The organism is Devosia sp. FKR38 (assembly GCF_005222805.1).
Lineage (GTDB): Bacteria > Pseudomonadota > Alphaproteobacteria > Rhizobiales > Devosiaceae > Devosia.
In genome coordinates, this window is record NZ_STGC01000005.1 from 895,584 (window position 1) to 915,700 (window position 20,117).

General features: G+C 65.5%; 19 protein-coding genes. 9 read left to right on the forward strand and 10 right to left on the reverse strand.

The window, feature by feature from the left end:
* Window positions 1-14: 14 nt before the first annotated feature.
* Entirely contained in the window at window positions 15-164 is a 150-nt protein-coding gene (locus E8M79_RS09370) for a hemin uptake protein HemP (protein ID WP_137151655.1), read from the reverse strand.
* Between the two features lie 243 nt (window positions 165-407).
* Between E8M79_RS09370 and E8M79_RS09375 the strand changes: the two genes are divergently transcribed.
* From E8M79_RS09375 to E8M79_RS09390, 4 genes are all read left to right on the forward strand, one after another.
* On the forward strand, window positions 408-2,546 hold the full coding sequence (locus tag E8M79_RS09375; RefSeq protein WP_205747897.1) for a TonB-dependent receptor: 2,139 nt from the start codon (window positions 408-410) through the stop codon (window positions 2,544-2,546).
* A 288-nt stretch (window positions 2,547-2,834) separates the two neighbouring features.
* Complete coding sequence (locus E8M79_RS09380; protein ID WP_137151657.1) at window positions 2,835-4,358, forward strand: DUF4173 domain-containing protein; 1,524 nt, start codon at window positions 2,835-2,837, stop codon at window positions 4,356-4,358.
* Window positions 4,355-5,050, forward strand: coding sequence for a response regulator transcription factor (locus E8M79_RS09385; protein WP_137151658.1), 696 nt, complete (start codon window positions 4,355-4,357; stop codon window positions 5,048-5,050). Before E8M79_RS09380 ends, E8M79_RS09385 begins: the two co-directional genes overlap by 4 nt.
* Entirely contained in the window at window positions 5,047-6,057 is a 1,011-nt protein-coding gene (locus E8M79_RS09390) for a HAMP domain-containing sensor histidine kinase (RefSeq protein WP_137151659.1), read from the forward strand. The genes E8M79_RS09385 and E8M79_RS09390 overlap by 4 nt, the downstream gene beginning before the upstream one ends.
* 43 nt (window positions 6,058-6,100) lie before the next feature.
* Here E8M79_RS09390 and E8M79_RS09395 read toward each other — a convergent pair whose 3' ends face one another.
* Together E8M79_RS09395 and E8M79_RS09400 are read right to left on the reverse strand one after the other, a co-directional pair.
* Window positions 6,101-6,724, reverse strand: coding sequence for a TetR/AcrR family transcriptional regulator (locus E8M79_RS09395; RefSeq protein WP_171015801.1), 624 nt, complete (start codon window positions 6,722-6,724; stop codon window positions 6,101-6,103).
* A gap of 20 nt (window positions 6,725-6,744) precedes the next feature.
* Window positions 6,745-8,157 (reverse strand): amidase, encoded by a 1,413-nt coding sequence (locus tag E8M79_RS09400; protein ID WP_137151661.1) that lies wholly within the window; start codon window positions 8,155-8,157, stop codon window positions 6,745-6,747.
* A 169-nt stretch (window positions 8,158-8,326) separates the two neighbouring features.
* Between E8M79_RS09400 and E8M79_RS09405 the strand changes: the two genes are divergently transcribed.
* The 5 genes from E8M79_RS09405 to E8M79_RS09425 all read left to right on the forward strand — a co-directional run bounded on the left by E8M79_RS09405 (window position 8,327) and on the right by E8M79_RS09425 (window position 12,963).
* Entirely contained in the window at window positions 8,327-9,658 is a 1,332-nt protein-coding gene (locus tag E8M79_RS09405; protein ID WP_137151662.1) for an ABC transporter substrate-binding protein, read from the forward strand.
* 63 nt (window positions 9,659-9,721) lie between these two features.
* Window positions 9,722-10,456: an ATP-binding cassette domain-containing protein gene (locus E8M79_RS09410; protein ID WP_137151663.1), complete on the forward strand. Its 735-nt coding sequence runs from the start codon at window positions 9,722-9,724 to the stop codon at window positions 10,454-10,456.
* Window positions 10,437-11,144, forward strand: a complete 708-nt coding sequence (locus E8M79_RS09415) for an ABC transporter ATP-binding protein (protein ID WP_137151664.1) — start codon at window positions 10,437-10,439, stop codon at window positions 11,142-11,144. Before E8M79_RS09410 ends, E8M79_RS09415 begins: the two co-directional genes overlap by 20 nt.
* The gene (locus E8M79_RS09420; RefSeq protein WP_137151665.1) at window positions 11,141-12,013 is read left to right on the forward strand and encodes a branched-chain amino acid ABC transporter permease; all 873 of its coding nucleotides are present in this window, start codon (window positions 11,141-11,143) and stop codon (window positions 12,011-12,013) included. The genes E8M79_RS09415 and E8M79_RS09420 overlap by 4 nt, the downstream gene beginning before the upstream one ends.
* Entirely contained in the window at window positions 12,010-12,963 is a 954-nt protein-coding gene (locus E8M79_RS09425) for a branched-chain amino acid ABC transporter permease (RefSeq protein ID WP_137151666.1), read from the forward strand. Before E8M79_RS09420 ends, E8M79_RS09425 begins: the two co-directional genes overlap by 4 nt.
* An 84-nt stretch (window positions 12,964-13,047) precedes the next feature.
* Here the strand turns inward: E8M79_RS09425 and E8M79_RS09430 are convergent, their stop codons facing one another.
* The 7 genes from E8M79_RS09430 to E8M79_RS09460 form a co-directional block, all read right to left on the reverse strand.
* On the reverse strand, window positions 13,048-13,956 hold the full coding sequence (locus tag E8M79_RS09430; protein ID WP_248305051.1) for a branched-chain amino acid ABC transporter permease: 909 nt from the start codon (window positions 13,954-13,956) through the stop codon (window positions 13,048-13,050).
* A gap of 71 nt (window positions 13,957-14,027) precedes the next feature.
* A complete protein-coding gene (locus tag E8M79_RS09435; protein ID WP_137151668.1) occupies window positions 14,028-14,915 on the reverse strand; it encodes a branched-chain amino acid ABC transporter permease in 888 nt (295 codons plus the stop codon).
* 60 nt (window positions 14,916-14,975) lie between these two features.
* A complete protein-coding gene (locus E8M79_RS09440; protein ID WP_137151669.1) occupies window positions 14,976-16,178 on the reverse strand; it encodes an ABC transporter substrate-binding protein in 1,203 nt (400 codons plus the stop codon).
* Window positions 16,179-16,218: 40 nt separating this feature from the next.
* Window positions 16,219-16,953, reverse strand: a complete 735-nt coding sequence (locus tag E8M79_RS09445; RefSeq protein WP_137151670.1) for an ABC transporter ATP-binding protein — start codon at window positions 16,951-16,953, stop codon at window positions 16,219-16,221.
* Window positions 16,946-17,731: an ABC transporter ATP-binding protein gene (locus E8M79_RS09450; RefSeq protein ID WP_137151671.1), complete on the reverse strand. Its 786-nt coding sequence runs from the start codon at window positions 17,729-17,731 to the stop codon at window positions 16,946-16,948. Before E8M79_RS09450 ends, E8M79_RS09445 begins: the two co-directional genes overlap by 8 nt.
* Entirely contained in the window at window positions 17,728-18,507 is a 780-nt protein-coding gene (locus E8M79_RS09455) for a 3-hydroxybutyrate dehydrogenase (protein ID WP_137151672.1), read from the reverse strand. Before E8M79_RS09455 ends, E8M79_RS09450 begins: the two co-directional genes overlap by 4 nt.
* Window positions 18,508-18,668: 161 nt before the next feature.
* Complete coding sequence (locus E8M79_RS09460; protein ID WP_171015802.1) at window positions 18,669-20,078, reverse strand: sigma 54-interacting transcriptional regulator; 1,410 nt, start codon at window positions 20,076-20,078, stop codon at window positions 18,669-18,671.
* Window positions 20,079-20,117: the final 39 nt, after the last annotated feature.

The window sequence follows — 20,117 nt, forward strand, 5'->3', positions numbered from 1 at the left end:
GGAACCGGAGATGCCTATTTGGTGAGAATGAGCTTGTCGTTGCGTGTGACCCGCAGGCGATAGGGGACGCCGGCATGCCAGACGATGATCTCGCTGGCGCCCTGAAACAGCTCTTCGGCGGTTACGGATCGCGGTGCGGATTTCTCGTGCAGAGGGTCGGGCATGGACTTCTGGGGCCGATTTTTTTGAACTGTGACAGATGGTTGCAGCGCGCGATTTCGGATATTACCGTGCTGCTGAAAACTTGACTCTGATAGCCATATTAATTACGAGGCGCAATAGGTGAGTTAAATAATCACCTTTAGCCAGCCAGCCGCCGCCAGCCAGCCACCCACAAACAATTGGAGACGAACATGGGGCTGGTACGGTCGCGCAGAACCGCATTGATGTGCGGAATAGCGCTTGGAATGGTTGGGCTGCAGGGGGCTGCGGCGCAGCAGAATGCAAATGCCACCAATATTACGCTGCTGGAGCGCTTGGTGATCGGCCTGGGCACCCCCAAAGTGGCCATCGACACGCCGCAGGCCGTGACGGTGATCGCCCAGCAGGACATCGATCGCACGCAGGCAGCGACCACCGGCGCACTGTTCCAGGACGTGCCGGGCGTGTCCATGGTCGGCAGCTCGCGCCAATTGGGCGAGGCCTTCAACATCCGCGGCATCGGCACCACCGAGAACTCGTCCGACGGGGCCCGCGTGGTGGTGAATGTGGACGGCGCGCCCAAGTTCAACGAGCAATACCGCATGGGCTCGTTCTTTTCCGAACCCGAGCTCTATCGGCAGGTCGAGGTGCTGCGCGGGCCTGGTTCCTCCACGCTCTATGGTGCGGGCGCGCTGGGCGGCGTGATCAATTTCACCACCAAGGATGCCTCCGATTTCATCGCCGATGGCGCCACCGGCGCGGTGCGGGTCAAGGAGAGCTTTGACAGCAATGGCCTGGGCACGGCGACCTCCGTGGTGCTGGCGCATCGGGCCAGCGAGAATCTCGATCTGCTCGCCACCGGCACCTGGCGCCGCTCCAACAATGTGACCCAGGCCTCGGGCGCGGTGATGACCGGGTCCGAATTCGACACCTGGAGCGGACTGCTCAAGGGCACCGTCCGCTTTGGCGACAACAATGAACAGGTGCTGCGCGCCTCCTATCAGCGCTGGTACAGCCAGGCCTTCAACCAGGCCTATGCCCAGACGGGCACCGGCGGCGCCGGCGGCCTGATTGTCAGCCGTCCCGGCACGCCCGGCTCCACGCTGGGCGATATGTTCGGCATCATCGACCGCAAGGTCACCGACCAGACCGCCGTGCTGTCCTATGAGAACCCGGCCAGCGACAATCCCTGGGTGGATATCAACGTCAATCTGAGCTGGTCCGACATCCAGAACAACCAGTACAACCACCGCAGCTCAACCGGCGTGCCCACGGCCCAGACCGGCACCAATGTGCTGGCCGACACCGTCTATGGCTATCGCACCCTGCAACTGCAGGCCGACAACACGGTGGAGTGGATCGGCGAGGACTTCGAGAACTATTTCACGTTTGGGCTGCAGACCAGCACGCTGGACCGCAGTGTGACGCGACCGGCGACCGCTCAGGCCCTGCCGGCCCATCCCCAGGGCACCGAGAACAAGCTTGGCCTGTTTGCCCAGGACGAGTTCATCTACGATGAGCGCCTGACCCTGATTGCCGGCATGCGCGCCGATTTCCACTGGGTCAAGCCAACCAGCGCTGGCGTGCGCGACATCGACGGCAGCGCCTTTTCGCCCAAGCTGGCAGCGCATTACAAGCTGACCGACAATCTGGCGGTGTTTGCCTCGGTGGCCCATACCGAACGCATGCCCACCATCGATGAGCTCTATTCGGTGGCCGCGCCCGTTGCTGCCGGCGGCGGCAGTGCCGGCAGCTCAGGCAAGCTGGCCAGCCTCGACCTGCGCAAGGAACAGGCCAATACGGTGGAAGGCGGCTTCTCGCTCAGCACCTATGACCTGTTCCAGGACGGCGACAGCGCCAGCGCCAAGACGACGCTGTTCTATAGCGACCTGACCGATCTGATCGCCTCGACCGGCACGGCACCGGCGGCCGGTCGCGCCGCGCCGCCCTATTATGCCAATATCGCCTCGGCCCGCATCTATGGCGTCGAGATCGAAGGCGCCTATAACTCGGACCTCTGGTACACCAATCTGGCCTATACCTTCACCATCGGTGACGATCTGGTGACCAATAAGCCGCTGACCACCGTGCCGCAGAACAAGCTGGTGGCCACGCTCGGCGCCCGCCATGCCGAATGGAACCTCGACTATGGCGTGCGCGCGACCCTGGCGTCCGAAGGCGCCTATATCGTGCCCACGTCTTCGGGCGCCGATGGCGCAGCCACCGGCTATGGCACGGTTGACCTCTTTGCCAACTGGAAGCCGGACGCCGGCCCGCTGGCCGGCACACAGATCCAGGCCGGTATCGACAATCTGTTCAATGCCGACTACCGCCAAAACCTGTCGGTGGACCGCTCACGGGGCCGCACCTTCAAGATCGGCCTCAGCAAGCAGTTCGACTACTGACCCACACCAAGGGCCCCGCAAGGGGCCCTTCGGCTATCGGGGCGCTCGCAACAGGCCGGCTGCACAAACCTGATGTTCTCACCAGGATCTGCACAAAATCTGCAAGCCGCCTGGGCACTCTGGCGGGCATGCACACCCCTGTTCGCCCCCCATCCAGATCGTCCATCCACCTGCCAGCCAGCATCGTCAACGACAGCTGGTGGCTGCTGGCCGCGGTCCCGCCTTTGCCGGGCCGGGGACAGCGGCGAACAGGCCGCATCTTTCGCGTCATTGATGGAGGCCTGACCCATGCAGAACCCGACAATTCCGACACCACGCCCGCAGGCGATGCTGCTGGCCACCGGCCTCACCATCGCTCTGGTGGTGCTGACTGACCGTCTGCTGTTCGACGTCGCGGCCGGCATCAACCTGTTTGTGGTCGTCCTGGCCATCGGCCTTGCCATCCTTGGTGTCGCCTGGCGCCGGGGGCGGCAGAGGCAGGGCGCGCTGGGCCTTGTGGTCGTCGTGGTCCTGGCGCTGCCCCTGGCTGAGGCGCCGTCACTGACGGGCGTCGGACTCTCCATGCTCGGGCTGGGCGTGGCAGCGCTGATGGCTGTTCGCCTGTTGCCCGACCGGCTCGAGCGCGTTCCCGCGACCCTGCTGCGCTTCATGCTGCCGGCGCCGGCCACACTGGCCCGCGACGCGGTGCGGCTGGGTCCGGTCCTGCGGCAGCGGCTGGGGCGGCGAACCGCGCCCTGGCTGATCGCCTGGATCGTGCCGCTCGGCCTGGGCGCTGTCTTTGCCTATCTGTTCGCGGCGGCCAATCCCCTGATCGAGACCATGCTGTCCGGCGTGCGGCTGGACAGCGCCCTCTCGCTGCTCAATCCGCTGCGCCTGTTGTTCTGGCTGATCATGGCCATGGGCCTCTGGGCGCTGCTGCGCCCCAGATTGCTGCGGCGCCTGCGGCGCATCGCGCCTGCCATGGCTGCGCCGCTCCCGGAATCGCTCTGGCTCGGCACGACGGCGGTGCTGCGGTCCCTGCTGGTTTTCAACGCGCTCTTTGCCATCGAGACCGCACTGGATCTCACCTATCTCTGGGGTGGGGTGGAACTGCCGGGCGGCATGAGCCATGCCGACTATGCCCATCGCGGCGCCTATCCGCTGATCGTGACGGCGCTGCTGGCCGGGGCCTTCGTGCTGGCCGCCATGCGCGAGCAGGGGGCGGCCCGCGACAACAGGGCGATCCGCATCCTGATCTATCTGTTCATTGCCCAGAATGTGCTGCTGTGCCTGTCGGCCATGCTGCGGCTCGAGCTTTATGTCGAGGCCTATTCGCTGACCGAACTGCGGCTGGCGGCGGGCATCTGGATGGGCCTGGTGGCGGTGGGGCTCGTGCTGGTGCTGCTGCGCATCTGGTGGCGCAAATCCAATGGCTGGCTGATCGCGACCAATCTGCTCGCGCTGGTGAGCGTGTTCTATGGCACGGCCATGCTGGACCTGAACGGCCAGATCGCCCGCTTCAATGTCGAGCACAGCCTGGATGTCAGCAAGCAGGGTCTGCCGATCGATATCGACTATCTCGCCAGCCTGGGGACCAGCGCGATCCCGGCCTTTGACCGGCTGATTCCACGCCTGGCGGTGGGCAGCGACCGCTGGAGCGCGGCCGTCGAGTACCGCGCCGACCTGGCCGGCATGGCCGAGCGCGGCGGGCTCGACTGGCGCAGCTGGAATTGGCGGGCCGCGCGCCTGGACCACTATCTGGCCATGCACGCGGTTGCGTCGGCGCCACCGAACCGGCAAAACGGTCGCATGGTCACCAGGGGACCCGCATGAGCTGCAGAATACTCGTCGTTGACGATGAGCCCCATATTCGCGACGTCATCAGCTTCGCCCTGCAGCGCGCTGGCATGCAGGTGATCCCGGCGCGCGACGGAGCCGAGGCGCTGATCGCCTGGCGCCGCCATGCGCCGGACCTGATCGTGCTCGATATCGGCCTGCCCGAGCGCGATGGCTTGGACGTCTGCCGCACCATCCGCAAGACCTCCGAGGTCCCGATCCTGTTCCTGTCAGCCCGCGATGAGGATGTCGACCGCATCATCGGCCTCGAAATCGGCGGCGACGACTATGTCAGCAAGCCCTTCAGCCCGCGCGAGCTGGTGGCGCGGGTCAAGGCCATCCTCAAGCGCAGCGCCCATGGCGCCCCGACCGCATCGGACACGCTGGTCAGCGGCGCCCTGCGGCTCGACCGCACCGCCCATGCCGTGACCTGGGCTGAAGCGGCGATTCCACTGACCGCGCTGGAATTTGCCGTGCTGTCGGCCCTGGTCGGGCGGCCGGACATGGTGTTTTCGCGCGCGCAACTGATCGCCACCGCCTATGGCGGCTCCATCCATGTCGCCGACCGCACCGTCGACAGCCATGTCCGCAACATAAGGGCCAAATTTGTTGCTGCCGGCTGCCCGCGGATCATTACCACGGTGCATGGCGTCGGCTTCCGGCTGGCCACGCCCGGGGCCGGGTCATGACCGGTTCGCCCCAGGTCCCGGGCAAGTGGCGACCGTCGCTGGCGCTGGTGGTCTATGGCGTGCTGCTGGCCGTGCTCGGCCTGCCGTCGGGCCTGATCGTCCTGGTGCGCCTGGTGGGCGGACGCGGCCTGTCGACGCTCGAGATCGGTGTGCTGATCGCTTCGCTGGTGGCAACGCTGGTCATCGCCTATGTGCTGACCCGGGCGGTGCAGCGGCCCATCGAATCGCTGGCGATGCGGGCTCGTGCCATCACCCAGGGCGGGCGCGACGCTATTCTGCCGCCCACCGCCTATGGCACCGCCGAGCTGGCGACACTGTCGCAGGCCTTCCTCGACCTGGCGTCCAAGCTGATGGACCGGACCGAATATATGCGCTCCTTTGCGGCCCATGTTTCCCATGAGCTCAAATCCCCGCTGACCGCGATCCGGGGCTCGGCCGAGCTGATGCGCGACGAGGGCGACAGCATGACGCCGGCCGAGCGCGACAAATTCCTCAACAATATCCTGACCGACGCGGACCGGCTGGCGCGGCTGGTGGATCGGCTGCGCGAACTGGCCCAGGCCGAGATGCCACTGCAATCGGGCACCACCACGCTGGACGCCGTGCTGCGCGATCTGGGCGCGCGCTTTGGCCGGCTCGAGCTGCACGCGACCGGGACTGATATCGCTCTCGCCCTGCCAGCGGAGACGCTGGGCATTGTGCTGGGCCATCTGGCGGACAATGCCAGCCAGCACGGCGCCACCCGGCTGTCGCTTGCAGCCACTGGGGATGGGAGGTCGGTGACCCTCACGGTCAGTGACAACGGATCGGGCATCTCCGAGGGCAATCGCGACCGCCTGTTCCAGCCCTTTTTCACCACGCGACGCGAAACGGGTGGCACCGGCATGGGGCTGGACATCGTCAGGGCCATGCTGGCTGCCCACGGCGCCGAGATCGCGCTGATCCCGACGACGACAGGCGCCGTCTTCAGCATCCGCGCGCCACAGACCGATGCACCGCCCGGCTAACCGGGCAGGGCGGTGGGGCATGACACATGCCCCTGAGCGCCCGTTACGTCGCCGGCCATAGGCTGCGGGCGGCGGTTACCAGCTGGCTGGTGGTCTTGAGCAGCAGCGCCGTGTCGCGCGTGGCCAGCCATTGGTTCAGAATGCCGACAAAGCAGGCGTAGATGAAGTTCGACAGCTCAGCGATCCGGGGCGCATCGGCCGCCGAGACGTCGCTCGACCGCCCGAGACACTCGGCATAGAGCTGCTTGATCTCGCGCTCCTTGTCGGCGGCAAGATGGGCCGCCTGGGGGACGCGCAGGACGTATAGCGTCATTTCCTGCAGCACCAGCTGTTCGCCCGGCGCGCTCTCGATCTCTTGCCAGATAAATCCCAGCAGGTCGGCGATGCGATCATGCAGGGTCTGCGGCGCGCTGAAACGCTCGTCCAGCCGCCCGCGATAGTTCGACGCTAGCACGGCCATGACACTGAGGATGATCTCCTCCTTGTCATGGAAGTGGTAATGCAGCGTCGCCACATTCACTCCGGCGGCCTCAGCGATCTTGCGGGTGGTGGCGTGATAGACGCCCTCCGAGATCATCACGCGCAAAGCGGCACTGACAATCTGCTCGCGGCGCCCGTCGCTGTTCGGACGCGGGCGGCTTTTGCGCGGTGTAGTCTGTTCCGCCAACTGATATTCTCCCAAAGCGGTCAGTCCCTGACAGGGTCGATCGGGGCTGTCGGCCCGATCCTGGCCTCCAAGACCCTGGCCGCAGCCAGGCATCGCTCATCCATAAACCGTGCGGCAATGATTTGCACCCCGGCGGGGGCATCCTGTGCCATGCCGGCCGGTACAGAAATGGCGGGCAGGGCCAGCCCCGCCGTGGCCGACAGGGGCGTGAAGGCCTGCATGATGGTCGCCATGGTCGCCAGCCCGTTCTGGTCATGCTGCAGCGGAAAGGTCGGCTGGAAGGCTGTGGGCACCAGCAGGATGGGGTAGCTGGCAAAAAAGGCCTGCCATTCGCGCAGGATGGTCATCCGGCGCTCCCAGGCGTCATGCTCGCCGGCGGCATCGTAGACGGGCAGGTTGCCGGCGGTGTCATGGAAGGCGCGGCGGAACGCGTCATCGCCCACCGAGAGCATGAACTCGCGCACCTTGCCGCTGCATTCGGCATAGAGCAGTGCCATCCACAGCTCGGCCATCTCGGCCAGGCGCGGCGGAGCGACCTCTTCGACGATATAGCCGGCGTCTTCCAGCCAGCCAGCCGCGCGCCGCAGAACCGCAGCCACTTCGGGATGGGTGCCGAATTCGGCTTCGCCGGTAAAGAGCGCAACCCGGCAGGGCTGGTCCAGCCCCGGCTGGGGCGCCAACGGCGGCACAGCGCAGGGGTCGCGGTGGTCATAGTGTTCAAGCACAGTCAGGCCGACCGCGATGTCGCGCACCGAACGCGCCAGCACGCCCTCGGTGGCCGCGATCTGCAGGCACAGGGATTTTTCGGCCCCCTGGGCGGGATTGTAGCTGGGCAGACGCCCCACCGTGGGGCGCATGCCATAGATGCCGCAGGCCCCGGCGGGCAGGCGCAGGGACCCGGCCACGTCATTGCCATGGGCAATGCTGCCGATGCCGATGGCCGAGGCCACCGCAGCCCCGCCACTCGATCCGCCCGGCGACAGCGTCGCCCCCCAGGGGTTGCGGGTCTCGCCATAGAGCGCATTGCTGCTGAACCAGCGATAGGAGAAGGTCGGGATATTGGTGCGGCCCACGATGACCGCGCCGCCTTGCCGCAGATTGGCCACCGAGGCGCTGTCAGCCATGGCCATCGCGTCCTTGAAGGCGACCACACCATGGGTGGTGGCATGGCCGACCATGTCAACATTGACCTTGGTGGTGATCGGCACGCCATGCAGCGGGCCCAGCGCATCGCCGCGCGCACGGGCCGCGTCGGCGGCATCGGCGGCAGCCAGTGCCTCGGCCTCGAGCTCCTCGACCACGGCATTGACCGCCGGATTGACCGCCTGCATGCGGTCGATCACCGAACGCGTGGCCTCCCGGCTCGAAATGACGCCGGCCTTTATGGCCGTGGCCGTCGCAACAGAATCCCAGGTCCAGATTTCTCCACCCATGACGAACAGGCCTCCCGCCCAATTGTGTCCGGGACTGCACTGCGCCTGTCTGTGCGGACGCTTGGTGGCACCGAACCAAGGTTATTGACTCGGCAATATCTCAATCATATGATTTGGTCAATTGATTGGATCACCTAAACGGTGGCCACGATCCTTGGGAGGGGACATCATGACTGAGATCAACCACACCACATTTGCGCCTGCGCCGTCGCGCCGCTCGGTGCTCAAGGGCTTCGCCGCAGCCGGCGTGGCCACGGCCTTCACGCTGCGTTTCCCGGCCGTGCATGGCCAGGAGACCAGCACGCTCAAGATCGGTTGGGTGGCGGCGCTGTCCGGCCCCGGTGCGCTGTTTGGCGAGGCGACTGACTTCGTCAAAGCGCAGCTCGAAGCCCGCTTCGGTGGCGGCCTCGAAATCGCCGGCAAGACCTATTCGGTCGAAATCCTGGTGCGCGACAGCCAGAGCTCGGTCAACGTGGCCGCCCAGATCACCACCGAACTGATGACGCGCGACAAGGTGGACCTCATTGTTGCCTCTGAAGCGCTGGGCGCGGTGGCAGGTGGCCAGATGGCGGTGATCAATCGCACGCCGATCATCTCGACCCTGTTCCCCTCCGACGCCATGATCGGCGTTCGCGGCGGCCCGGAAGCCTATAGCAATGGCGGCACGCCCTGGACCTTCCACTTCCTGTTCGACACCGCCGATGTCGGTGCCGCCTATATCGGCATGTGGGAGCCGGTTCGCGCCCGGCTCAACGACACGGTGGGCACATTCTATGTGGATCAGCCGGCGGCGCAGGGCTTTGCCCATCCCCAGTTCGGCCTGCCGGCCTTTCTGGCGCAGGCCAAGTACAAGACCGTCGACGGCGGCATGTTCAAGGTGGAGACCGACGATTTCTCCAACCAGGTTGCCACCTTCCGGGATGGCAATGCCCAGATCCTGACCGGCTTCATGTTCGCCAACCACTTCGCCTCCTTCTGGCGGGCAGCTGGTCAGGGCAATTACCAGCCCGAGATCGTCACCGTCGCCGGTGCCTTCCTGTTCCCCGGTGGCATCGATGCCCTGGGCGACCGCGGCGACGGCGTCTCCACCGAGATCTGGTGGTCGCCCAAGACCCCCTTCACCTCCAGCCTGACCGGACAGACCGCGGGCGCCCTTGCCGCCGAGTGGGAATCCACCACCGGCACGCAGTGGACCCCCGTGCTCGGCTACACCCATGCCATCTGGGAAGTGGCCGTCCACGCGCTGGTCGCATCAGGCGATCCCAAGGATCGCGAAGCGGTGCGGGCGGCGCTGGCCGCCACCAATCTGGAGACCGTGGTCGGCCCGGTGGACTTCACCAATACGCCGGTGCCCGGCATCACCAAGACGCCGCTGGTCGCCGGGCAATGGCGCAAGGCCAAGTCCGGCCCCTACAAATACGACCTGCTGGTGACCCACAACGGCACCTCTGCGCCCTATGCGTTGGACGACGAGTTCAAGCTGCTGTCCGACCTGGCTTGATCGCCGTGACCGACTGGGAGCCCAGTGTGCTCCCGGTCATCCCATAGGGTGAGGAGGGGCCGGATGGTCGCAGTTCTGGACGTCGCTGACGTCTCCAAGCGCTATGGCGCAAAGCTGGTGGTCGACAAGGTAAGCCTTGCCGTTTCGACCGGCGAATGCCTGGGCATCATTGGTCCCAATGGGGCCGGCAAGACCACGCTGTTCAATCTGCTCGACGGTTCGGCCCAATCCGATTCCGGCACGGTCACGGTGGCCGGACAGGATATTTCGCGCTGGCCGCAATACCGGCGGGCCCGCATGGGGGTCGGGCGCGCCTATCAGGTGCCGCGTCCATTCACCGGGCTCACCGTCTATGAAAACGTGCTGGCAGGGATTGTGCATAGCCCCGCCGCCGGCGCGCGTCCCGGTCAGCGCGCGCTGGAGGTGCTCGAGCGCGTCGGCCTGGCCGACAAGCGCAATGTCATCGCGGCGCAATTGCCGCTGCTCGACCGCAAGCGGCTGGAACTGGCCAAGGCGGTAAGCGTGGGCAGCAAGGTGCTGCTGCTCGACGAGGTGGCCGGTGGCCTCACCGAAGGGGAGGTGCTGGACCTGGTCGAAATGGTCAAGCAGCTCAAGCGTGACCATGCGGTGCTGTGGATCGAGCATATCGCCCATGCCCTGATGGCCGCCGCCGACCGCATCCTGGTGCTGCACTTCGGCGCCAAGCTGATCGAAGGGGCGCCCCAGCAAGTCATGGCAGCGGCGGTCGTCAAGGAAGTCTATCTCGGGATATCGGTCGATGACGCTGCTGGCGCTTGAGAATGTTGACGTTTTTTATGGCGACCTGCAGGCCATTTTTGGCGTTAATTTGCATATCGATCAGGGTGAGGCGGTGGCGCTGATCGGCGCCAATGGCGCCGGCAAATCGACGCTGCTGCGCGCCATGATCGGCCTGACGGCCGCGCGTCATGGAACGGTGCGGCTGGATGGCCACGACATCACCCGCGAGCGCTGCGACCTGGTGGCGCGGCGCGGTGTCGCCATCGTGCCGGAGGGGCGACGGCTGTTTGCCTCGCTGACGGTGGAAGAGAACCTGCTGATGGGCGCCGCCCGGGCCCGGCCCGGCCCCTGGACGCTGGACGCGGTGTTCGCGCTGTTCCCGGCCATGCGGGAGTTCCGCCATCACAATGCCGCCGAGCTCTCGGGCGGCCAGCAGCAGATGGTGGCCGTCGGGCGGGCCCTGCTGACCAATCCGCGCCTGCTGCTCTGCGATGAGCTGTCCCTGGGCCTGGCGCCCAAGGTGGTGGGCGAAATCTATGCCTGTTTCGCCGGCATCCGGGCCACGGGCGTCTCCATCATCCTGGTGGAACAGGACATCGTACGGGCCCGCTCGGCATCGAACCGGCTCTATTGCCTGCTCAAGGGGCGCGTCACCCTCGAAGGGGCCTCAGACGCGGTCTCCCTTGACGCTATCAGCCAGGCCTATTTTGGGGAGCGGCGCCAATGAGCTATGTTGAAGCGGTCCTCAACGGCCTGATGGTGGGCGGCCTGTATGGCCTGTTCGGCCTGGGCCTGGCGCTGGCCTTTGGCATCATGCGCATCGTCAATATCGCGCATGGCGAGTTCGTCGTGCTCGCGGCCTATCTCGGCGTCACCCTGCTCGCCGTCACGCCCCTGCCACTGCCGGTGGTGATTGTCGTGGTCGCCATCGCCGCCTTTGCGCTGGGCTGGACCTTGCAGGCCACCATGCTCAATCGCGTGCTGGGGCCCAATCCTGTCCCCGCCATGGTGATCACCATGGGCCTGTCCATCGTGCTGCGCAATGTGCTGGTCAAGCTCTATGGCGCCAATATCCAGTCCATCGACATCGGCCCGCTGCAGACCATGGGCCTTGCCTTTGGCGGACTGTCGATTGGCCTGCTGCCGATGCTGATCTTCGCCATTGCCGTGGTGCTGTTTGTCGGGGTCAACCTGCTGCTGACCCGCACCACGATCGGCCGGGCCTTCCGCGCAGCGGCGGACGACTATGAGATCCTTGAAACCCTGGGGTTCAACCGGCGGCGCATCTACAACGCGGCGCTGGGCCTGGCCGTTGCCCTGTCGGCCGTGGCCGGACTGCTGCTGGCCATGCGCAGCTCGTTCTCTCCGTTCTCGGGCGTCGAGCGCCTGCTCATCGCCTTCGAGGTGGTGATCATTGGTGGCCTGGGGTCGCTGCGTGGTTGCTTCCTGGGAGGCCTGTTCCTGGGCGTGGTCCAGGTGGTGGGCCTCAAGCTCTATCCCAATTCCGGGCCGCTGTTCGGACACCTGGCCTTTTTCGTGGTGCTGTTGCTGCGCCAGAGCAACCTCGGTTCCTTCCTCGCCTGGGGGCGCAAATGATCACCATTCCACGGTCCAGCCTGACCGTTCCCGTCCTTGGCCTGATCGCCGTGGCGACGGCCCTTGTGCTTCTGCCGATCGACCGGCGCCTGGCCATGGAAGTGCTGCTGGTTCTGGCCATGGCGCAGGGCTGGAACCTGTTGTGCGGCTATACCGGCCTGCTGTCATTTGGTCACCACGCCTTTGTCGGGCTGGGCGCCTATGTGCTGTTCATGACGGTAAACACCACCGGGCTCGCCCCGGTCTGGAGCATCCTGGTGGCCGCGCTGGTGGCGCTGGTGGTGGCCCTGGCCATGTGGATGCTGCTGCGCAAGCTGCGCGGGCCCTATTTCTCCATCGGCATCTGGGTGCTGGCCGACAGCCTGCGCCTGCTGTTTGCGCAATGGGAATGGGTTGGCTCCTCGCGCGGCATCGTGCTCAACCCGGCCAGCATCGACGCCGCCACCTTCGCCGATATGGTGTTCTACCTGGCCCTGGGGCTGGCCTTTGTGACCCAGCTGGGCATTTTCGCCCTGCTGCGCAGCCGGAGCGGACTGGCCCTGATGGCCATCCGCGACAATGAGGCGGGCGCGGCCAGCATTGGCATCGCCGTAGCCCGCAACCAGCTTGGGGCGTTTCTGATCTCGGCGGCCATCTGCGCGGCCGCGGGCGCCATCTATTATCTGTCGGTGCTCTATGTGGACCCGAGCGGCGCCTTTGACATCGACTGGCAGATCCGCGTGCTGTTCATCGTTATCGTGGGCGGCCTGGGCAGTATCGAGGGACCCATTATCGGCATCGCCATCTATTTCGGGCTGCGCGAAGTGTTCCGCGACGCCGGCGACCTGTTCCTGATTTTCCAGGGCCTGACGGCCGTGCTGGTGCCCCTGGTCATGCCGGGCGGCATCTGGGGGCTGATCGCCGCGCGCACCGGCTGGCAGATCTTCCCCACGCGTCGCCTGGCGGATTGACCGGACGGCGGGCCATGGCGCAGACGCGTGGCGGCGGGGCAGGGGTGTTCCGTCGCCCGCCCGGCCGCCATGGCCAAGGTGAGGCTAGAGCGGCTTTTTGAGCCACTTGGCCAGCACGCCGACAATGCCCTCGCGGAACAGCAGGACGCTGGCCACGAAGATGACCCCCTGCAGCACGGTGACCCAGGCGCCGAAACCGGCGAAATAGTTCTGCATGGTCACGATCGCTGCGGCGCCCACCAGCGGCCCGAACACCGTGCCCATGCCGCCCAGCAGCGTCATCAGCACCACTTCGCCCGACATGGTCCAATAGACGTCCGTCAGCGAGGCCAGCTGGAACACGATCGCCTTGGTGGCGCCGGCCAGGCCCGCCAGGGCGGCCGACATGACAAACACGGCCAGCTTGTAGCGGTGGACCTTGTAGCCGAGCGAAATCGAGCGGGGCTCGTTGTCGCGGATGGCCTTGAGCACCTGGCCGAAGGGCGAATGAATGATGCGATAGATCAGCAGCAGCGCCCCGAACACAATGGCCAGAACCACGAAATACAGCGTGAGGTCGGCGCTGAGGTCGATCAGTCCGAACAACCGGCCGCGCGGCACGGCCTGGATGCCATCTTCGCCGCCGGTGAACGGCGCCTGCAGGGCGAAAAAGAACACCATCTGCGCGAAAGCCAGGGTCACCATGGCGAAGTATATGCCTTGCCGGCGGATCGCCAGCACGCCGATGGCCAGCCCCAGCACAGACGCCGCAGCCACGCCGAGCAGAATGGCGATCTCGGGATTGAGCCCCCAGGATTTGGCTGCATAGGCGGCCACATAGCTCGACAGGCCGAAGAAGGCCGCATGGCCAAACGACAGCAGGCCGCCAAAGCCGAGCAGCAGGTTCAGTGCACTGGCAAACAGGGCAAAGCACAGCACTTTCATCAGAAAGACCGGATAGAGCACGGCCGGCGCCAGCAGCAGCACCACCAGCAGCACGGCAAAAATCACCATGTGGTGGCGCGGCGTGCCGACGGGCAGCGCAGCGGCCTGGGAGCGATAGCCGGTTTCCGTTGGCATGGTCATCACGGGGTCCTTCCAAACAGGCCGGCAGGCTTAACAAGCAGCACGATGGCCATGATGACAAAGATCACGACCGCAGAGCCTTCGGGATAGAACACGCGCGTCAGCCCCTCGACGATGCCGAGGCCGAAACCGGTGAGGATCGCGCCCAGGATCGACCCCATGCCGCCAATCACGACCACCGCAAACACCACGATGATGAGGTCGGCGCCCATGTTGGGATTGACCGAATAGATCGGGGCGGCGAGCACGCCGGCCAGCGCCGCCAGGGCCACGCCGAAACCATAGGTCAGCGTGATCATGCGCGGCACATTGATGCCGAAAGCGCCCACCAGGGTGGGATTTTCCGTAGCGGCGCGCAAATAGGCGCCCAGCCGGGTCTTCTCGATGGCGAACCAGGTGGCAAAGCATACCACGACCGAGGCCACGACCACCCAGGCGCGATAATTGGGCAGGAACATGAAGCCGAGATTGGTGCCACCGGAGAGTTCCGCGGGAATGGAATAGGGCAGGCCCGACACGCCATATTGGTTGCGGAACAGGCCCTGGATGATCAGCGCCAGCCCGAAGGTCAGCAGCAGGCCATAGAGGTGGTCGAGATGATAGAGCCGGCTGATCATCAGACGTTCGATCACCACCCCCGTTGCGCCCACCACGATGGGCACGATCAGCAGCGCCCACCAATAGTTGATGCCCGTATAGGTCAGCAGCATCCAGGCGACGAAGGCGCCCATCATATATTGCGCGCCATGGCTGAAATTGATGATGTTGAGCAGGCCGAAGATGACAGCCAGCCCCAGGCTGAGCAGGGCATAGAATGAGCCGTTGATCAGCCCCAGCAGCAATTGGCCGAACAGGGCCTGTGGCGGTATGCCCAAAAGCTCGAACATGACAAACGGTCCCGGTGCAAGAGAAGGAAGGCGCCCCGGCAGAGCCGGAGCGCCACTGTCCTATTTGGCGATGAAGGCGCAGCCGCCGTCTGCGAGCGGGCGGAAGGCTTCGGCGGCCGGGATGGTCGCGAGCAGGGTGTAATAGTCCCAGGGGCCAGTGGATTCGGCCGGCGACTTGACCTTGAACAGGTACATGTCGTGCACCTTGCGGCCGTCCTCGCGGATCATGCCCTCGCCGAACAGCGGGTCGCTGGTGGGGGTCGACTTCATGGCCGCCATCAGGGCTTCGGTTTCCTTGCCGCCGGTGGCTTCCACCGCCTTGAGATAGTGCAGCACGCTGGCATAGACGCCGGCCTGGACCATGGTTGGCTTATTGCCGTCATTCTGCGCGGCGAAACGCTCGGACCAGGCGCGAGTCTGGTCATTGAGGTCCCAATAGAAGCTCTCGGTCAGCACCAGGCCCTGAGCGGTCTCCAGGCCAAGCGCATGGATGTCGGTGATGAAGATCAGCAGCCCCGCTAGCGCCTGGCCGGCCTGGGTGATGCCGAATTCGGCAGCCTGCTTGATGGTGTTGACGGTGTCGCCACCGGCATTGGCAAGCCCGATCACCTGCGCACCCGATGCCTGGGCCTGCAGCAGATAGGACGAGAAATCCGTGCCGGGGAAGGGGTGGCGCACTGCGCCCAGAACCTCGCCGCCAGCCGCCGTGACCACCGCCGTGGTGTCCTTTTCCAGGGCCTGCCCAAAGGCATAGTCCGCTGTGATGAAGAACCACTTGGTAAAGCCCTCGGCCACCATGGCCGAGCCGGTGCCATGGGCCAGCGCCCAGGTGTCATAGGTCCAGTGGACCGTGTTGGGCGAGCACTGCGCGCCCGTCAGGTCAGCCGAACCGGCGCCCGAGTTCATGAAGATCTTGTTCTTCTCGCGGGTGATTTCGTTGACTGCAAAGGCCGCCGACGAGGTCGGCACGTCCACGATCAGATCGACGCCATCCTGGTCATACCACTGGCGGGCAATATTGGAGGCGACGTCGGGCTTGTTCTGGTGATCGGCCGAGACGATCTCGACCGTGATGCCCTTGCCGGCGGCGTCAAAGTCCTCGACCGCCATGCGGGCGGCAATGACCGAGCCTTCGCCGGACAGGTCGGCATAGACGCCGGACCGATCGTTGAGCACGCCGATCTTGATGGCAGTTTGCGCCATGGCCGTGCCTGCCAGCAACAGGCTGGTGGCCGAGGCCAGGATAAGTGTCTTGAGTTTCATGACTGCGTTCCTCCCGATGGTGCCGATTTTCGGCTTGGTGCTAGACGCCCAGATAGGCGTGCAGCTTATTGAGATTGGCGGCGAGGTCGGCGTTGGGGATGGTGTCGATCACGCGTCCCTGCTCGACCACATAGTGCCGGTCCGCGACCGAGGCCGCGAAACGGAAGTTCTGTTCGACCAGAACAATGGTGAAGCCCTGGCTCTTGAGCAGGCTCAGGGTCCTGCCGATCTGCTGCACGATGACCGGGGCCAGGCCCTCTGTGGGTTCATCGAGCAGCAGGAATTTGGCGCCGGTCCGCAGGATGCGGCCGATGGCCAGCATCTGCTGCTCGCCGCCGGACAGCTTGGTGCCCTGGCTGGACAAGCGCTCGCGCAGATTGGGAAACATCTCGAGCACCGCCTCGCGCGTCAGCCCGCCGGGCTGGACCTGGGGCGGCAACATCAGGTTTTCCTCAACCGAGAGGCTGGAGAAGATCCCGCGCTCTTCGGGGCAGAAGGCGATGCCGGCCCGGGCAATGTGGCGCGGCTCAAGCTCGATCAGTTCACGACCGGCAAAGCGCACCGAGCCCTGGCGCTTGCCCAGAATGCCCATGATGGCCCGCAGCGTGGTGGTCTTGCCGGCGCCGTTGCGGCCGAGCAGCGTGACCACCTCGCCGGGGCGCACGTCAAAATTGATGCCATGCAGCACATGGCTTTCGTCGTACCAGCCGTTCAGATCGCGCACCGCCAGCAGGCTGTCAGCGCCTGCCGTGCTCATGGCCATAGCCTCACTCATGGCCCGCTCCAATATAGGCTTCGATGACGCGCGGGTCCTTGGACACCGCCTCATAGGCCCCCTCGGCCAGCACTTGGCCCCGCGCCAGCACGGTGATGCGGTCAGACAGGTCGGCGACGACGGACAGATTGTGTTCCACCATCAGTATGGTGCGGTTGGCCGAGATCTTGCGGATCAGCGCCGAGATGCGCGCGACGTCTTCCTGCGCCATGCCGGCCATGGGTTCGTCCAGCAGCAGCATTTCGGGCTCCAGCGCCAAAGTGGTGGCGATCTCCAGCGCCCGCTTGCGGCCATAGCTCAGCTCGCCAGCCGTCTCCCGGGTGAAGTCGGAAAGCCCGACCTCGTCGATGCGCGCCAGGGCTTCGGCGTCGAGCTGGTGCAGCACCGTCTGGCTGCGCCAGAAGTCGAAGCTGTCGCCGCGCCGCCGCTGCAGGGCGATGCGCACATTTTCCAGCACTGTGAGCTTTGGAAACACCGCCGAAATCTGAAACGAGCGCACCAGGCCCAGCCGGGCGATGGCCGCCGCGGGCATGCGGGTAATGTCGCGCCCATTGAGCTCGATCGTGCCGGCGCTGGGCTGCAGGAACTTGGTCAGCAGGTTAAAGCAGGTGGTCTTGCCGGCGCCATTGGGGCCGATCAGCGCGTGAATGGTGCCGCGGTGGACATCGAGATCAACCCCGTTGACCGCCACAAAGCCGGCAAAGCGCTTGGTCAGGCCGCGGGCGGAGAGAATGACATCGGGCATCGACGCGTCCTGGCTGGTGGCTGCTGCACTCATTTGGCGGTCCACCCGCCGTCGATGGAAATGGCCGAACCGGTAATCGAGCGCGCCATGTCGCCGCACAGATAGGCGGCCAGTGCAGCGATCTCTTCGGGCTGCACGAACTGCCGTGTCGGTTGCGGCGCCAGCATCACTTCACGCACCACCTGCTCCTCGCTCATGCCGTGGACCCGGGCCTGGTCGGCGATCTGTGCCGCGACCAGGGGCGTCCAGACATAGCCCGGGCAGATGGCATTGACCGTGACACCCTTTTCCGCAGCCTCCAGCGCCACCGCCTTGGTGAGGCCGACCACGCCATGCTTGGTGGCAACATAGGCCGATTTGAACGGGGAGGCGCGCAGCCCGTGTGCCGAGGCAACGTTGATGATGCGGCCCCAGCCGCGACCCGTCATGCCGGGCAGCGCCGCCCTGATGGTGTGAAAGGCCGAATCCAGACTCACGGCCACGATCCGGTCCCAGTCGGCCGGCGGCAGGTCCTCGATCGGCGCCACCTTCTGGATGCCGGCATTGTTGACCAGCACATCGAGCTGACCGAAGGCGGAGACCACATCGCCCACCAGATCATAGCCGCCGCCGCTGAGCGACAGATCGGCCTGGAAATAGCGGACACTGGCGCCATAGCCGGTCAGGGCGCTCAAGGCGTCGGCGACGTCGGCTTCCGCCTCGAAGCTGTTGATCGCCACGTCATAGCCCATCGCCGCAAACTTGCTGGCGATCGACAGGCCAATACCGCTCGTTGAGCCGGTGACCAATGCCACACGCTTTTCCGTCATGCTCCACCCTGTTGCGGACCTCATGATGGGCCCGGTCTTTTGCCATGAGCCTATCAAGTTCCGTGCCAAGTCCAGAACACCGGGTTTGCCGGGGCTTTTCGCACCGGCCGCGTCGGCGCGCCTGTGCGGCGGACACGACACTGTCCGGTTTTCCGGACAGACTACAGGGCGATATTGTAGCGCCGGAGCTTCTCGTAGAACTGCGAGCGCGACACGCCCAGGCGCAGGGCCGCCGCCGATTTCTGCCCGCCTGTGGCCTCAAGCGCATCCAGGATCGCCTGCCGCTCGGTATCGGCCACAGCTGTAGCAAGGCCCTGGAGCGGTCCGCCGGACCGCGCCACGCCGGGTGGCAGCGCCCGGGCGATCACGGCTGCATCCATGACTTCGCTGGGCGCGAGAGCCGCTGCCCGTTCCAGCACATTGCGCAGCTCGCGCACATTGCCCGGCCAGGAATGGGCCTGCAGCAGGGACACCGCTTGCGGCGTCAGCACCCAGCCGCGCTGATCGGCAGCGCGCATGGTCTGCTCGAGCAGGGTTTCGCACAGCAGCGCCATGTCCTCGCGCCGCTCGCGCAACGGCGGCACATGCACGGTCAGTACGGCCACGCGATAGTAGAGATCGGCGCGAAAGCTCTTGTCGGCGATCTTGGCCTCGAGGTCCTGCGAGGTTGCCGCAATGATGCGGACATCGATTTTCTTGACCGTATTGGAGCCCAGCGCCTCGATCTCGCCTTCCTGCAGCACCCGCAGGAACTTGGCCTGGATGCCCAGCGGCATGTCGCCGATTTCATCGAGGAACAGCGTGCCGCCATGCGCCAGCTCGAACTTGCCTTGCCGCGCCTTGCGGTCAGCACCGGTATAGGCGCCGGGCGTCACGCCAAAGAACTCGGCCTCCAGCAGCGCCTCGGGCACGGCGGCCATGTTCACCGCCACGAAGGGGCCGTCGGCCCGGTCCGACTGCTGGTGAATGGCATGGGCCAGCAATTCCTTGCCGGTGCCGGTCTCGCCCAGGATAAGCGCCGCCCCGTCGCGCAGCGCAAAGCGCCGCACCATGGCCTTGAGCTCCCGCACCGCCTCGCTCTGGCCGACAAAGCTCGACAGCGAATATTTGGTCTGCCGCTCCCGGGTCAACGCCGCCTGCGCACGGGTCAGCTGCTTCTGCAGCGCCTCGAACTTGTCGAGCATGGGCGCCAGATAGTCGACATTGTCATAGAACACAAAGCCGATGGCGCCTTCGACGGCGCCCGAACTGTCCTTGAGCGGAATGCGGCAGACCACGAACTGGCGGTCATCGAAATTCATGATGTCGAGCAGGATCGGTCGCCCGGTCTCCACCACGCGGCGCAGCAGCGAATGAGGGATGACATCCTCCACCGGCAGGCCGATCGGATCGAATGTGGGCGCCAGCTTGAGCAGTTCGCGATAGCGCTTGTCCATCCAGGTGATGCGCGTCTGCGCATCCACGATGATGGCGCCTTCGAAGAAGTCGCGCAGTAGGCTGAACGCGCCGACCGCCTCTTCGATACTGGCCAGGCCATTGGCGGCCGGCCAGCGTTCGGTCGTCGGTGTCATTGCCATGCCCGGCCTCGCTTGCTTGGAACCGCGAGTCTA

What these genes read in the sequence shown, in the direction of transcription:
- E8M79_RS09370 (WP_137151655.1), bottom strand. Translation starts at nt 164, where the DNA reads ATGCCCGACCCTCTGCACGAGAAATCCGCACCGCGATCCGTAACCGCC.
- E8M79_RS09375 (WP_205747897.1), top strand. Translation starts at nt 408, where the DNA reads ATGGTTGGGCTGCAGGGGGCTGCGGCGCAGCAGAATGCAAATGCCACC.
- E8M79_RS09380 (WP_137151657.1), top strand. Translation starts at nt 2,835, where the DNA reads ATGCAGAACCCGACAATTCCGACACCACGCCCGCAGGCGATGCTGCTG.
- E8M79_RS09385 (WP_137151658.1), top strand. Translation starts at nt 4,355, where the DNA reads ATGAGCTGCAGAATACTCGTCGTTGACGATGAGCCCCATATTCGCGAC.
- E8M79_RS09390 (WP_137151659.1), top strand. Translation starts at nt 5,047, where the DNA reads ATGACCGGTTCGCCCCAGGTCCCGGGCAAGTGGCGACCGTCGCTGGCG.
- E8M79_RS09400 (WP_137151661.1), bottom strand. Translation starts at nt 8,157, where the DNA reads ATGGGTGGAGAAATCTGGACCTGGGATTCTGTTGCGACGGCCACGGCC.
- E8M79_RS09405 (WP_137151662.1), top strand. Translation starts at nt 8,327, where the DNA reads ATGACTGAGATCAACCACACCACATTTGCGCCTGCGCCGTCGCGCCGC.
- E8M79_RS09410 (WP_137151663.1), top strand. Translation starts at nt 9,722, where the DNA reads ATGGTCGCAGTTCTGGACGTCGCTGACGTCTCCAAGCGCTATGGCGCA.
- E8M79_RS09415 (WP_137151664.1), top strand. Translation starts at nt 10,437, where the DNA reads ATGACGCTGCTGGCGCTTGAGAATGTTGACGTTTTTTATGGCGACCTG.
- E8M79_RS09420 (WP_137151665.1), top strand. Translation starts at nt 11,141, where the DNA reads ATGAGCTATGTTGAAGCGGTCCTCAACGGCCTGATGGTGGGCGGCCTG.
- E8M79_RS09425 (WP_137151666.1), top strand. Translation starts at nt 12,010, where the DNA reads ATGATCACCATTCCACGGTCCAGCCTGACCGTTCCCGTCCTTGGCCTG.
- E8M79_RS09430 (WP_248305051.1), bottom strand. Translation starts at nt 13,956, where the DNA reads ATGGTGATTTTTGCCGTGCTGCTGGTGGTGCTGCTGCTGGCGCCGGCC.
- E8M79_RS09435 (WP_137151668.1), bottom strand. Translation starts at nt 14,915, where the DNA reads ATGTTCGAGCTTTTGGGCATACCGCCACAGGCCCTGTTCGGCCAATTG.
- E8M79_RS09440 (WP_137151669.1), bottom strand. Translation starts at nt 16,178, where the DNA reads ATGAAACTCAAGACACTTATCCTGGCCTCGGCCACCAGCCTGTTGCTG.
- E8M79_RS09445 (WP_137151670.1), bottom strand. Translation starts at nt 16,953, where the DNA reads ATGAGTGAGGCTATGGCCATGAGCACGGCAGGCGCTGACAGCCTGCTG.
- E8M79_RS09450 (WP_137151671.1), bottom strand. Translation starts at nt 17,731, where the DNA reads ATGAGTGCAGCAGCCACCAGCCAGGACGCGTCGATGCCCGATGTCATT.
- E8M79_RS09455 (WP_137151672.1), bottom strand. Translation starts at nt 18,507, where the DNA reads ATGACGGAAAAGCGTGTGGCATTGGTCACCGGCTCAACGAGCGGTATT.
- E8M79_RS09460 (WP_171015802.1), bottom strand. Translation starts at nt 20,078, where the DNA reads ATGACACCGACGACCGAACGCTGGCCGGCCGCCAATGGCCTGGCCAGT.